Annotated in this window: 11 protein-coding genes and 1 other annotated feature; of the genes, 3 read left to right on the top strand and 8 right to left on the bottom strand. The window is 45.9% G+C overall.

Translation table 11 applies throughout. The features are described from left to right. Positions 1-23: 23 nt before the first annotated feature. Positions 24-280 (bottom strand) — a binding site (T-box leader). A gap of 71 nt (positions 281-351) precedes the next feature. After that, on the bottom strand, positions 352-1,365 hold the full coding sequence (locus AC58QG_RS26395) for an HRDC domain-containing protein (protein ID WP_497365073.1): 1,014 nt from the start codon (positions 1,363-1,365) through the stop codon (positions 352-354). 205 nt (positions 1,366-1,570) lie between these two features. On the opposite strand from AC58QG_RS26395, the gene AC58QG_RS26390 reads away from it, so the two are divergent. Beyond that, positions 1,571-1,864, top strand: a complete 294-nt coding sequence (locus AC58QG_RS26390) for a DUF3055 domain-containing protein (RefSeq protein ID WP_436238221.1) — start codon at positions 1,571-1,573, stop codon at positions 1,862-1,864. 52 nt (positions 1,865-1,916) lie between these two features. After that, a complete protein-coding gene (locus tag AC58QG_RS26385) occupies positions 1,917-2,228 on the top strand; it encodes a hypothetical protein (protein WP_497365072.1) in 312 nt (103 codons plus the stop codon). Positions 2,229-2,293: 65 nt separating this feature from the next. On the opposite strand, the gene AC58QG_RS26380 is transcribed toward AC58QG_RS26385, so the two are convergent. Next, the gene (locus tag AC58QG_RS26380) at positions 2,294-3,778 is read right to left on the bottom strand and encodes a tagaturonate epimerase family protein (protein ID WP_497365071.1); all 1,485 of its coding nucleotides are present in this window, start codon (positions 3,776-3,778) and stop codon (positions 2,294-2,296) included. A 177-nt stretch (positions 3,779-3,955) separates the two neighbouring features. Between AC58QG_RS26380 and AC58QG_RS26375 the strand changes: the two genes are divergently transcribed. After that, on the top strand, positions 3,956-4,804 hold the full coding sequence (locus AC58QG_RS26375; RefSeq protein WP_497365070.1) for a helix-turn-helix transcriptional regulator: 849 nt from the start codon (positions 3,956-3,958) through the stop codon (positions 4,802-4,804). A 112-nt stretch (positions 4,805-4,916) separates the two neighbouring features. On the opposite strand, the gene AC58QG_RS26370 is transcribed toward AC58QG_RS26375, so the two are convergent. The 6 genes from AC58QG_RS26370 to AC58QG_RS26345 form a co-directional block, all read right to left on the bottom strand. Further along, positions 4,917-7,028: an alpha-galactosidase gene (locus AC58QG_RS26370; protein WP_497365069.1), complete on the bottom strand. Its 2,112-nt coding sequence runs from the start codon at positions 7,026-7,028 to the stop codon at positions 4,917-4,919. A gap of 29 nt (positions 7,029-7,057) precedes the next feature. Next, complete coding sequence (locus tag AC58QG_RS26365) at positions 7,058-7,876, bottom strand: carbohydrate ABC transporter permease (protein ID WP_497365068.1); 819 nt, start codon at positions 7,874-7,876, stop codon at positions 7,058-7,060. Next, on the bottom strand, positions 7,876-8,754 hold the full coding sequence (locus tag AC58QG_RS26360) for a carbohydrate ABC transporter permease (RefSeq protein WP_497365067.1): 879 nt from the start codon (positions 8,752-8,754) through the stop codon (positions 7,876-7,878). Before AC58QG_RS26360 ends, AC58QG_RS26365 begins: the two co-directional genes overlap by 1 nt. A 62-nt stretch (positions 8,755-8,816) precedes the next feature. Continuing rightward, positions 8,817-10,145 (bottom strand): ABC transporter substrate-binding protein, encoded by a 1,329-nt coding sequence (locus tag AC58QG_RS26355; protein ID WP_497365066.1) that lies wholly within the window; start codon positions 10,143-10,145, stop codon positions 8,817-8,819. 127 nt (positions 10,146-10,272) lie between these two features. After that, the gene (locus tag AC58QG_RS26350) at positions 10,273-11,880 is read right to left on the bottom strand and encodes a response regulator transcription factor (RefSeq protein WP_497365065.1); all 1,608 of its coding nucleotides are present in this window, start codon (positions 11,878-11,880) and stop codon (positions 10,273-10,275) included. Then, positions 11,873-13,672: a sensor histidine kinase gene (locus tag AC58QG_RS26345; protein WP_497365064.1), complete on the bottom strand. Its 1,800-nt coding sequence runs from the start codon at positions 13,670-13,672 to the stop codon at positions 11,873-11,875. The genes AC58QG_RS26350 and AC58QG_RS26345 overlap by 8 nt, the downstream gene beginning before the upstream one ends. Positions 13,673-13,848 lie beyond the last annotated feature (176 nt).

Genomic DNA, 13,848 nt, shown 5'->3' with positions numbered 1-13,848 from the left:
AAAAAAGACAACCTCAACGTCCACAAAGGGACGAGAAGGTTGTCTCGCGGTACCACCCTAATTAAAGAGATTGGTTGCTCGCCTAATGGCATGCTAGTTCTCTTTCACTTAGAAGATTAACGACAAATAAATTGCCGGGTGCAAGCTACTGATACTCGAATGAGTACGTTCCCTCCACCAACTCAGAACTGTAATTCGGAAAACATGCTTGCATCGGTTTGCACCTTCCACCGACTCTCTGCAGCAGCGGCATTTCTCCTACTTCGGGCATCGCCCATGTTCGTCATCGCATTGACGGTTATTAGATTATTGACCATTTAAACATATCTGTTTCACCTTTGTCAATACGCATTAACTAGCTGTTTGCATTGTATTTCTTTCCTTCTCTCTGCGAAAGCGCAACCGAAGCAGACGCAGCCATTCATAGGCACGGTCTAGTTCTTTACCTTTCAGTTCTTCGGTCCCGGTAAGGCTCTTGAGTACTGGCTTTAAGTAGCGGTCACCTTCCGATTCATAGGCATTCCATGCCTTAATCTGTTCTTCCTCTGGGACCGCTGCGAGCTCAGCTTCGACGAGAGGATCCATATCGTAGCCTTCACGATCCAAATCTTCTACCCATAGCAGCAATTCTCTTCGCGGCATCGTCAGATTCGTTTGAAGATCGGCTAAACTGCCGCCTCCAGCAACGATTTCGAGCAGCTTACGTTTACTGACCTCACGATCAAGCTCGATTCGCAGCTTCTGTTCCTTCTGAGCAAGGAGCCAACTTTCGAATTTCATCATATCCACATAGTTGGCAACCCAATCCAACGGAAAACTATTCGTACGTGTGCACTCACCGATCAGTCCAAGCAATTGCTCCGCGTACATCGCAGTTTTTTGCTCGCCAAAGCCAGGAATCTGCTGCAGCTCTTCCTTGGTCTGAGGTAAGAAGACAGAAATCATCCTCAGAACACGGTTCGTTGCGAGGATATAAGGAGCTTTCTTCTCACGAGCTGCCTGTTCGCGGCGCCATGAGCGTAATGTCTCGTACATTTCTTCATTCGGATTTTCCTCACAGTAATAGGTGAGCATTTGAGTCATTTTCGCTTTGCCCGTCAGCCCTTGTGTAAGATCTAACTCCGTGTGAACTAATGGTCGGAAGCCGATCCGAACCTTCTCGCGCAAGCCTTGGCGGAATGCATACAGCATCTCATCCCAGCTTATGCCCTGGTACCATTCGGCCTGCCCAAGCTTACCATCCGAGTCAGGCTCACTCCAATGAACGCTCCAAATCCCCTGTTCTTCCGCAATGGAAACTTGCGCAGAGAGCACTTGCTGGTCCCCCGAATTCTTCTCCAACGTGTTCAGAAATACAATGTTCATCTCTTACATTCCTCCAGACGTTTTCACGACATTAGTTTCAGAAAAACGAAAAAGCACCTCTTCCGCCCGTTAGGACAGAAAAGGTGCTTCCTTTTTCTAATATCCAAATCATACCATGTTTGTAAGTTAGGCGCAAGAACCGTTTTGCCCCCAAGCCTTTATCGGTTATAATAGACCCATACTAGAAAGAGAATGGAGGGCCCTCATGTCTGATTATGACTTTTTATATGATCATCAAGAAGAAACAACAACGCGGTTTGTCTGTTTCGTAGGCAATGCTTTACATCGTTTTGACCTCGCAATCATGACCACTACCCGTTATTATGGCAAAAAGCTGGTCATTGATTTACAATCGGGACGCAGCGCAGTTATTGGTCCAGATGATTTAGCCGAAGAAGGCTATCTCGAGCATGTGTTCAAAATCAATGAGGAACAAGCCCAAGAGCTGAATGAATTCTTATCTCAAATTATTGGATCTATTCATTTCACGGATATTTAAGGGAGTGACGGGGGACACTGGAAAAAGCATAACCTGAAAAGGAGGCTTATCCATGCGTAAGAAGTCACCACAGAATAACAATGTTGAGGGATTAGGCTTCCTCTCAGAGGACCGCCTCGCAGCGTACACGGACCTCAAGACTGTAGAGTCCCAACGGAACGACATGATCCCAGAGGAGTTTCCGGAAGGGGCCTACGGCACAAGCATGATGTCTGAGTCTCTTGGGAAAAGCACCCCTTGGCGAGAAGATCAACGTCCCACCAACCGGTTCGCTTATGAGAATCGCGAATTGCATGAAGGCATTACAAGGGACTATCCCGGAGCAGATGATGCGAACGGAGAATCTACTGAAGGTTTATCCTAGGTAAAAAAAGAAATGCCACGAACACCCGTCAATGGGATGTTCGTGGCATTTTTTTGATCAATTGATTATTTACCCAACAGCTCCAAGTGTCTGCCAATATGGTGACGAAGCCCTTCTGCAAATGTATCTTCTTGCTCAGCCATCGTTTGGAAGAATTCGTCCGCAAACGTGCCACTTCCGTCTTCATTTTTCGCTTGAAGAAGCAGACCATACGTGATGTGCAGCAATTGACGTGCATTATTTTCTTCCATGTAATCAGGCAGCTGTGCATCAGTAACATCGCTAAGTAGAGCAATCGCACTGATATCCGTCGTTACGTGGTAGTAAGCTGTTGCTTCAACAAAGTGATCAAGCGCATATTGGTGCATACGGCGGTATAACGTAGGATTCACTTTCGCTACAACACGCACTGCTTCAAGCCAGTTGGTACCAGCTGTTTTGATATGGAACAAGCCATTCGTATATTGCCCGATCAACGGGAACACACTGAATTTATCACTGCCGGAATGGATGCTAAGCTTGTATTCAAAATGAACAGCAATCGCTGCATGACTAGCTAGCTCACGTTCAAATTGCGCGATATCGCCAATGTAGTCGATCCCTTTTTGGAATTCGCCGCAGAAGCGCGGCGCCATGCTGAAAATCGCAACTCCGCGATCACGAAGCTCATTCGCAACTAAATAGTGTGCCTCAGGGGAAGTCGGTGTCGCTGTTTCATCAATGGAAATTTCGAAATCAACCGCACGATCAAGTGTAACGATATACTTGCGGTAGATGGCTTCCATGAAATTAATCGCAGCATCATAAATTAGGACATCTTTCTTCAAAGCTTCAGCTGTATATGCAAGCGTTGCTCCTGGAACATTAGGTACTGTTTGCAGGTAGCGTTCTTCATAGCGGCTGCGCAAGCTAGCAGGTAGTTGCTCGTATTTCGCAGCGATTTCTGCTTCGCTCATGGATTCAATCGTATTGTCGATATTCTCGGAGCAATCCAGCGTCAACATCGTAAAACCAAGACGCAACGCGTACTCGATGTCAGCTTCTTTCTTTAGGTGATCGCCGTCAGCGCCGTATCCGTCTGTGTAGCCCTCTTGCAGCACGGCATAAGCCGCTGCATCTAACACATCCTCATAGGTGCGGCCCGTCAAAGCAAGCTCACGAATACTTTGTTGCGCTAGAACAGGACGAATATCCTTACCGCGGATCGTTTGGATATGGCCAGGACTTGCAATACCAAGTCGATCGCCTAAGCCCATCGTTGCTACTTGTGTGCCGAAAGCTTGGGGAGCTGTATGTGGTAAAAACTGATTGATAACCAGTCGATTAGCATGTGTTAACGGAGCAACTTTCCCGCCTTCTACAACGTCACCTTGCAGTTGGTCGAACAATTCTCCTGAGCCCACGACGATTAGTCGCTTCCCTTCTGTTGTGCGTACCATAAGCAATGTTGTATCTCCTACTTGCGTTAGGGAAGATGCATAAACTTTAATAACCTCGGATGAAAACTCGTTTACTTTCCCTGCGCGTACTGCCTCTATAAGTGCGTTCATGTTAAATTTCCTCCTATTTTTGCAAGCGTTTGCTAATAAGTCTATAGCTTCATTTTATCGCAAGTAAGGAGCGTTTTCTCTTCATCAATTCCTATTTTCAGCAAAAACTATTCATATTTTTCACTAATTTCATGATATACTTCAGTTACCTCACTTCCAAATAAGGAGTATCCCTATATGTCACGTACCGTCACCTTCGGCAATGAAGATGAAGGCCCTTTTTACATTCAGCATATTCATCGTTCCGGCCCCTTCGAGAGGACTCAGCATATGCACGATATGTACGAGCTCTATTATTTATACGAAGGTGAACGTATGTATTTTATCCGTGATCGCTCGTACCTCATCCTTCCGGGAGATTTGGTCCTCATCAATCGCCGTGAGCTTCACGCCACTTCCGATTCAGATAAACTAGGACATGCACGAGTTGTTATTAACTTCAGCGATAGCATTTTAGAAAAGACGAAAGAAGAGGCTCCATTCCTCCTAGATGCCTTCACACATGCTACGCCTGTACTGCGATTGGATCTGCCTACTCGGAGACTAGTCGAAGACATTCTCGGCAAAATGATTCATGAAGCGAAGGAGCCCCATATTGGACAATCTTTCGCCATTACGCACTTTCTCGTTGAGCTGCTATTGTTTACGGCACGATTCGTACGTATACATCCCGTCACTTCGCCTGAACATGTCTCACCTTTGCACCGGAAAATATCTACCATCGTACGATTTATTAATATCCATTTTGCTGATGCGATGCGTTTGGAAGAGCTTGCTGAGCAGTTTGAAATCAGCCCCGCTTATTTAAGCCGCATGTTCAAGGAAATTACTGGATTTTCACTCGTTGAATATGTGAATCTCGTTCGCGTGCAAGAAGCTCAGAGACTGCTGGCAACGACGAGGCTGAAAGTCATCGTGATCGCCGAGCAAGTTGGATTCGGCTCTCTCGTGCAATTCGGACGTGTTTTCCGTCAAATGACGAAAATGACACCGCTGCGATATAGGCAGTCCGCTGTTGTACGTTAAGTTAGTACAGAGCCACTTTTTGATGAGTAAGTCGATTATTTCGACTTACTCACGGCTGCTAGCCTCGTTACTCGACAAAAAAAGCCCGCACAATGCGGGCTTCACTTTCAAGCTAATCCAATCTTTTTATGCGTATCATCGTACTCTTATAATCTCCGCGAAGCGTCAACGGTACACCAAGGTTCATGAGCGTAGAACCATGTCGAACGCAGGATACGCCATCTTCGCTTAACACCTCATAGCTGGCATGAGGCACAAGTCCTTGCAGAGGTAGATGCCGAACTTCCGCACCAAAATGCTGCGATTGCAAGAACGTAAAAACAACACTCTCACTACAACCCGAGCTGTTGTACTGATAAGCCGCTACATTGGAATCTCGCAGAGAAGACAGCCGGTACAAGTCGCCATTCAGTATTACCGACCTGATCTCCTTATACAACGCCACATACCGCATCGCCTCATCCAATTCCTCTGTCGACCATTTGCTGATGTTCGCCCCAATGCCCAAACCACCCATCATCGCGCTATGGAATCGATACGATAGAGGGAGGCTCCTGCCGTTAAAACCATGCGGTGATTCCGTCACCCAACACATCATGACAGACGGACTGTAGGCGTAGGAGAACCCCTCCTGAATCGCTAAACGGTCACGCGCATCGGTGTTATCACTAATCCATGCTTGATCGGCATAGCGCAAAATGCCCAGATCAATTCTCGCACCACCGCCCGCGCAAGTCTCAAATTCCACATGGGGGAAGCGTCCCCTGAGTTCAGCCCAAATGGCGTACAAGTGCTCGACATGTTTGATCCACATGGAGGTATCAGCATCCTGAGCTAAAGCAATCGTGCCTGGCTCTGTCACCGTTCGATTCATATCCCATTTGATAAATCGGATATCATACTTCGTAAGCAATTCGGTCATAAAATCAAGCACGAATTGTTTCACTTCAGGAAGCCCCAAATTCAACAACAGTTGATTGCGCAACTGTGTACCTTCGCGAGTCGGGAATTGATACACCCATTCGGGATGCGCTCGGTACAAGTCACTGTCTGGATTGACCGACTCTGGCTCTACCCATAGCCCGAATTCCATGCCCAGTCCCTTTACATGCTCAATGAGTTCCTCCAGGCCATTCGGAAACTTCTCTGCATTGACATACCAGTCGCCTAAGCCCGCTCGATCGCTATGGCGCTGACCGAACCAGCCATCGTCAACGACGAAACGTTCCACGCCCAGACGAGCTGCCTGCTTTGCCAGCTCCTTTTGCCCTTGCACGGTAACGGCGAATTCAGTCGCCTCCCACGAATTGTACAGCACTTTGCGCAGCTTGCTTGTCGGCAGTACGTAATCCTTTGCGTACTTGTGCAGGTTGCGGCTCATCTGACCGAAACCGCCCGCTGTGAATCCGCCCACGAATACAGGTGAAACATATACGTCGCCAGGTGCCAGCACGAAGGAACTGTCAAAATCGTTCACACCTCCTACGATTCTCACGTGCCCGAACGTCGTTTTCTCCGCAACGATTTTCCAGTTCCCGCTCCAGCCAAGAGCCCCAAACCACACGCCCCCTGTTGTTTCATCCGCCTTCCCATTATCGATCGCTAACCATGGGTTGGCATGAGGACCCGTGAAGCCTCTGCGTGATTCCAGCACCTTTTTCCCTTCGGACAAGACTGTCGATCTTAGTTGATACTCACCCGCCCAGCGACCTGTCACATGTGTCATTCGGTAATCAGGCAGCCCCTGTACCGTCCAGACAGCCGCCATGACCTGCTCTATGCGAACGGACTCGTTCAGTCCATTGTGCACCTGCACATATCGTTCAATAAGATCGTACTCCGGGATCGCTTTATAGTGAACTTCGATATTTAACGGGTAATAAGCATCCACCATCCGAACTACGATTTCATTTTCACCCACTAGTCGATATCCCTCATACCTCAGCTTCAAGTCCCGTACACCGTCTGTAAACGAAACTTTCAACGCCGGTTCAGCATAATTGCAGCCGCCCCAGCCTCCATACTCCTCCGTCTCCCGATCGATTTCCGCATCGAAGGAGCTATGCAGCCTGCTTGTCAGTAAATACCTGCACTCCAAAGCCTCAATGTGTGCTCCCCAATACAAGTGCTGAATGGTACCTTTATCATTAATCCCGAACACATACGACGATTTATCAGTGCGAATTTCGAAGATGTTCTCTTGTTCCAAAACCGTTACAGACACCTACAGCGCCCCCTCTAATCTCCATAAATCTAACCTTTGATCGCCCCAGCGGCAATCCCTTTAATGATGAATCTCTGCATGAACAAGAAAAAGATAATAATCGGAATCATGCCCATAACCGCGTAAGCAAAAGCAAGATTTAAGTCGCTGCTATATTGACCGAAGAAAAAGTACTGCTGCAGCGGGATCGTACGGTAGTTTTTGTCCTGCAGGTAGAGCAATGGAAGTAAGAAGTCGTTCCAAATGTACAATGCATTAAGTACGAGCACCGTAGCCGTAACCGGCTTGAGCAATGGCATCACAACTCGGATAAAAATACCCGGTGTCGAACAGCCGTCAATCCTAGCGGCTTCTTCAATTTCACGGGAAATACCTTTCACAAAACCGGTGTAGAACAACACGCCCATCTGCACACCGAAACCGCCATAGATCAGCGCGAGTCCCCAATGTGAGTTCACGAGATGAAATGATTTTCCGATCTGGTACAACGGCAGCATAATCACTTGAAAAGGGACCATCATACCCGAGAGGAACATGATGAAAACTAAGCTATAAAACGGCTTATTTCTGCGTGCTATTGCATACCCAGCCAGTGCTGAAGCAAAGATAATCAGCGCAACGGAGATGATAGTAACAAACAAGCTGTTTATAAGCGCTGCGGGATACTTGGACGTATTCCATGCATGCGTGTAATTAGCAAAATTCAAACTCGTTGGCAACGAATAGAAGGAATCAAAGGTTTGTTTCGCTGTTTTGAGTGACATCAGTAACGCAACATACATCGGAAATACAAAAAGAATAGCTAAAACTAAAACCGCAATGAACGTGCTGATTCGAGTTATTTTCATTACATTTCCACTTCCCGTCTTCTGAAAATGGATAATTGGATAATGGTCACGATGACCAGTATGACGAAGAATATCATCGATAAGGCCATGCCGTAGCCTGCTTTAAAGGAGCTAAAGGCCGTTTTATAGATAAACGTTGTAATAACCTCCGTAGCAAAGCCCGGTCCTCCCTGAGTGGTTACCCAAACGAGATCAAACACTTTGAGTGAACCCGTCAACACGAGCAGAAGATTAATGGTAATCGAGGGCGCAAGCAGTGGTAATGTCACATGCCAGAACGCTCGACCTGCTCCAGCTCCATCCATTTTGGCACTCTCCACAAGTTCACTCGGAATGCCTTGTAAACCAGCGATATAGATAATCATAGGTGCACCCACGCCCTGCCACAGAGCTACGAGAATCAATCCAAATAGAGCATGATCCGGATTGCCAAGTGGACTTGTCACATCTAATCCGAACATGTTCAGCAGCTTGGGAAAGCCTGTGCTGAAATTGTATTTCCAAATAAAACCGGATAATACGATGGAGAGGATGCTCGGCAAGAAGAAAATGGTCCGAAACAAGTTCTTAAACTTCAAATAAGAATCCAGAAGCAATGCCAGCAGAAGAGATAGCACATTAACTAGCACCATTAGAATAAATGCATATTTAAACGTATTTCCAAGCGCGGCCCATACGTCCGAGTCTTGAAAAGCATGCACGTAGTTTTCCCACCCAATATACGTCAGCTTGCGTGAAACACCGTCCCAACTGGTGAAGGAATATCGCGTTCCTATCACAAATGGAATGAGGACTGCTAACGTAAATAAAAGAATACCCGGAATAAGGAACAGAACATACCAGAACTCACCACGGATCATCCGTTTAATATTTCCCATAGGTTATCCCTTTCTCATGAATAACGGCATAGGCAGTAGCCTATGCCGTTATAACGCTTTCGTTATTTGTGGTTTTTGGCAACCCAGTCATCCAGATCCTTGATGATTTGCTCAGGCGTTGCTTTCTTGAAGAACACCTTTTGAACATATTGAGTAAATTGTGAGTTCCAATCGATTGTCGTGGTAATAAAGGATTGAGAGTCATACGTAAGCCCTTTATCGAAATACGGCTTAAGATCATTAACCGCTGGCGCGATGTCGGTTGAGGCCCCTTTGACAAAGCTCAATGAGTTAATATTTTTCACCCAAGCATCCCCGCCCTCTTTGCTAGCCATGAAAGCAAGGAATTTCAACGCTGCATCTTTATTCGCTGATTTGCTGTTCACTGCGAGAGAGGCATCAGGGTTAAATTCAAGCTTATTCAAGCTTTCATCATTGCTGAACGGATACGGGAAGTAGCCTATGCCTGTTTTATACAAATCCGGATTTTTCTTCTCAATATCCGCTAATGGCCAAGTACCCATATACATCATACCGACATCGCCTTTGGAGAAGAGGTCAACGACACCGTTGTAATCAACACCAAGCTGATCCTTGTTACCGAGATCAAACAAATCTTGTGCATGAGCGATAACCGTTTTGGAAGCAGGGTTGTCAGCAAATTTAGCCGTCCCCTTTTCCACTTTGGTGAAAAAGTCCGCTTGTTTCTCTACCAGCACCGTGTTACTTGGCAGATCTCGGCTCAACCACATGCCTAACGTCCAGTTGTCTTTCCATCCAAGGGCGAACGGTGTTTTGCCCGCTTCTTTTATTTTTTTAGCCGCAGCAATCATCGCATCGTACGTTCTAGGAACTTGAATTCCGAGATCGCTAAATATTTTCTTATTATAGAAAACAGCAATTGGCGTGGCGTTAACTGGCATGATGTAGTTTTTTCCGTCGGTTGCTTGCGCTTTCAGTACGCCTGGATCAAAGTTGGACATGAAAGCTTTACCCGTCAAATCTTCGAGATAACCGCCGTCATGCATCAGCTTTGTTTGACTGCCTGCATTTAACGTGAACACATCCACGATGTCGCCGCTAGCTATTTTCGTTTTCAATAAGGTGTAGTAATCATCATATTTAACAGGTTGTACATCGACCTTGATGTTGGGGTTCTGCTTCTCGAACTGCTCGACGATTTTGGCTACACCGTCCGTGACATCGCTCTTGAAATGCATGAAGGAAATCGTAACAGGCTTCTCTACTTTTGCTGTTGCGGTAGCAGCGGGCTTACTTTCGCTGCTGGCAGCTGGCGTTGCCGTGCTTGCTGTATCGCTGTTGTTGCCGCAAGCTGATAATAATAGCGCCACCATCGTTGCCGAAACACCTACACTTGCAAACTTGTTCATATCTTTTACCCCTCTTCCTCGTTTTCGGTTTAGAACAGTGATCTCTCGTTCTGAATCCTATCTTACGCGTAGAAAGAAGGAATCGTAATAAAATAAATTGTCGTTCGGATGTTCAAAATTTTGGTATTTATGATTTGGCGGTATGCCTCTCTCGGTATTCCGAGGGTGTTTGACCCGTGAACTTTTTGAACACTTGGCTAAAGTAACGTTGATTCTCATAGCCCACAAGCTCGGAGATCTCGCTGATTTTATATTCCGACATGTTAAGCAGCTCACATGATTTTTCCATCCGTTTACGTGTCACATACTCGATAAAATTTTCAGAGGTCACCGCTTTAAATTGCTTGCTCAAATAACTCGGGTCGAGATGAAAGCGAGTAGCAACATCAATCAGACTGATATCCTCAAAATAGTGCGCGTCTAAAAAAGAAGCAATCTCGTGTATGGAATGGACAGATGGCGTTATTCCCTTGCTCGCATGATATTCCTCAATGGCTTCGGTGAACTGTGCCATGAAGTGGCTGAACTGACTGCGATCCACGACGCCTGTAACTGAACGGGCATCGAAAAGCTGAGGATACGTAAGCATCATTTCTGACAACTCTGCGGCGGCCAGCTCTGTTAGTTTTTTAAGCGTACGCTGACCTTCACGGATGGTCAGTCCATTCATCCTATCTACTTTGTGCAGGAAATTCCCCAGCAACTCGCGACTCTCGGCACTATTCCCAGCGGCAAACGCTTGCTGCAAGGTCTTCAGCTCAAAAACCGTTAACAGTTCCGACGAAGAAGCTGCCGCTGCTGCGGGTTGTTCAGGGGAGCTCAGGGAGAAGCTCGACGCATGCAGCACGTTATTTCTCAGCTGCTCATTGGCCGTTTCAAATGCGTCTGGCAACCGTTCTAACTTATTGAACACACTGCTTAAACCAGCTACTACATCTAGCTGCAGCATCTGGTTTATCACGCTATGAAAAGAAGCGAGTACATGTCGGACCCGAGACTCGTCATAAGCCGACTCGGGCGCATACAAACAAAGGCTCATTCTATCGTCCGATTTGTAGATGAGCGGAGCCACGTCCGGCTCCGTCGATAAGAGCACTTCAGCCAAAATATTTTCGATGCTATACATCAACAAATCCGCATTTCCATGAAATTTCAACGTTGAAATATCATGGAAATTGCGGAACATGCACACGGCTAACCGAAAGCTGTCTCTAGCGCTGGAGACCGTAAGTTCTTCCGCTTGTGTCTGAATATCAGTCACATTCGTGATACGGCGGCTGGTTACATGTTGAAGAAACACTTCTCGGCGGAGCTGCCACATGTCTTGGGTGAATTTCTTTTGCTGCTGCAGCGTCAAATGGTTATGGCTTGCCTCCATGGCCTTCACTAACGCACTCTTTAAATCCAACAGGGATATTGGCTTCAACACGTACTCACAAGCCTGATAAGTCACCGCAGCTTTCATATATTCAAATTGCGAATAACCGCTAATAACGATCACCTTAATCTCGGCATAGTTGGTATACAAGGCTTCGAGAAACTGTTGTCCATTCATTACGGGCATGTTCATATCCGTCACAATAATGTGAGGCTTGCTAATGCGTATAAGCTCTAGCGCTTCTTCGCCATGTCGGGCTTCTGTAATAACTTCCACGTCCAGAGCGAGCTCACTAATCATTTTACAAATTGACTTCCTTCCCAAAGATTCGTCATCCACGACCATAACTTTATACAAAGCTGTCACCCCCATTGTGATTATTAGGAATTCGTATGCGAATCGTCGTTCCGATGCCCCTCTCACTCTCTATGTCTAAACCGTATGGAGATCCGTAAACCAGTCTTAATCGTTCATGAACGTTCTTGAGCCCAATCGATACGCCATAGAAGACATCGGATGACTTATTCTCAAACGATGTCTGCAGCGCAATGAGCTTTTCTGTTTCGATACCAGGTCCGTTATCTTGAACCGTCAGTACAACGGAATCAGATTCCCGCAGGACGCTTACGCCAATCCGTAGAGGTTGCTCCTCCTCCCGCTTGCTGAACGCGTGCACGATCACATTCTCAATAATCGGCTGCATGACGAAGCGAATGATTGCACAGTCCATCAAATCAGAGGAGACGTCAAATTCGATCTGCAGCGTTTCCTCGAAACGAAGCTGTTGGATGTACAAATAATTATTAACGTGTGCAAGCTCCTGACCAATCGTTGACGCTACATTCCCTTCATAGAAGCTGTACCGGAACATGTCGCCTAAAGCACGGCACATCTCATGAATTTCGTAATCCCCGATGAGCACGGCCTTCCCGCCGATTGTCTGCAGCGTATTGTACAGAAAATGGGGATTGATCTGCATTTGCAGTGCGAGAATTTGCGCTTCTTTATTGCGTAGCTGCATTTCATATTTGGATTCGATTAGCTCACGGATTTTATCCGTCATGAAATTAAAGTTTCCCGTCAATTCCGAAATATCGTCCCGATAATTGGCATTCTGATGTAGGCTGACATGAAAATTGCCATTGCGAACAGTCTTCATCGCTTTTCCGAGCAGTTTGATGGGTCGCGTAATATAATGCTGTGCGAGAATCGAGAGCAGTGAAATGCTAAGCATCACGAAAATAAACGCCACAATTGTCGTAAGCAAAATGTTTCTGCGATTCTGTTCCAGTTCCGGGTTCGGATACACGATTGAAAGCGAAATATTGCCATAATTGAGTCGGGAGGTAGCGACAAATAAATCCTTCTTTTTTATAAACTGTATGGCTTTGGGATCATTTTGCGAGTTGAACTCCGGCTTCTCGTATTTCGGTACGATATCTGCATATTGGCCATTCGTCTGATAAAAAGGTTCGCCGCTGGCATTCTGCAAGACGATGACGTTCGGCGAGTGATTATTCGCCTCAATCATTCTCGATAATTCCTTGCTCTGGATGTAGAAAACAAGTGTACCGAATCTCGTTCTATAGTACGGATCATAAATAGGAATCGAATACACGAAAAAATCCTGTTGTAAGTTGGCGTCTTTATACGTAAACATTAGCGCTTGTTGAAATGGCAAATCGAGCATCTCCTTATAATGAGGTATGCTCTGATCCATTTTGACCGACTCATAACTAGCCGCTCTTGACCACGAATCTTCCAGCTTATTTTCTTTGCCGAAAATCATGATCTTAATAATGTCTTTGTTTTTATTTTGAATCAGCAAATCATAATTTTTAATTGATTCTCTAAGCAGTATGATGTCGGCATCATTATAATTAGCCCCATGCTCCATGAGATTTAGAATGCGTTCAAAACCATATATTTGCAGGGCAGATGAAGAAATATTGCTAAAATATTGATCCAGATACCCCGATAAATATTCCGCATTCTGGTCCGAGCTTCGGAACATCGAGTTTTCCAAAGAACGGGTGCTCGACTTATAAAAAATCATGGAGAGTACAAGCATGGGGATCAAGGAAATCAGCACACTGCTCCAAACAATTTTGGTACGGATGCTCCTATTGATAAATAGCCACCTGATCATGCCATCCCAACTTCCCCTGATGTTCAAATTAAAATTGGATCGATTATACCACATTGTAACATCTATCCCGCTTCTGACAATTCAACTTTTTGTATACTTGATGTTCAAATTTTTGTTTCACGTATTACGCTAAACAGGTACCCACCGTCTAAACACTTGTTCAAAGTGTTCAACAA

The sequence above is a fragment of the Paenibacillus sp. J22P169 genome, from assembly GCF_059691995.1.
Note: the sequence above shows the minus strand (reverse complement) of the source record. Positions and strands in the feature narration are given on the sequence as shown.

Excerpts from the sequence above, each read along its gene's own strand:
- AC58QG_RS26395 (WP_497365073.1), bottom strand. The coding sequence starts at position 1,365 with ATGAACATTGTATTTCTGAACACGTTGGAGAAGAATTCGGGGGACCAG.
- AC58QG_RS26380 (WP_497365071.1), bottom strand. The coding sequence starts at position 3,778 with ATGAACGCACTTATAGAGGCAGTACGCGCAGGGAAAGTAAACGAGTTT.
- AC58QG_RS26345 (WP_497365064.1), bottom strand. The coding sequence starts at position 13,672 with ATGATCAGGTGGCTATTTATCAATAGGAGCATCCGTACCAAAATTGTT.
- AC58QG_RS26390 (WP_436238221.1), top strand. The coding sequence starts at position 1,571 with ATGTCTGATTATGACTTTTTATATGATCATCAAGAAGAAACAACAACG.
- AC58QG_RS26385 (WP_497365072.1), top strand. The coding sequence starts at position 1,917 with ATGCGTAAGAAGTCACCACAGAATAACAATGTTGAGGGATTAGGCTTC.
- AC58QG_RS26365 (WP_497365068.1), bottom strand. The coding sequence starts at position 7,876 with ATGAAAATAACTCGAATCAGCACGTTCATTGCGGTTTTAGTTTTAGCT.
- AC58QG_RS26355 (WP_497365066.1), bottom strand. The coding sequence starts at position 10,145 with ATGAACAAGTTTGCAAGTGTAGGTGTTTCGGCAACGATGGTGGCGCTA.
- AC58QG_RS26375 (WP_497365070.1), top strand. The coding sequence starts at position 3,956 with ATGTCACGTACCGTCACCTTCGGCAATGAAGATGAAGGCCCTTTTTAC.
- AC58QG_RS26360 (WP_497365067.1), bottom strand. The coding sequence starts at position 8,754 with ATGGGAAATATTAAACGGATGATCCGTGGTGAGTTCTGGTATGTTCTG.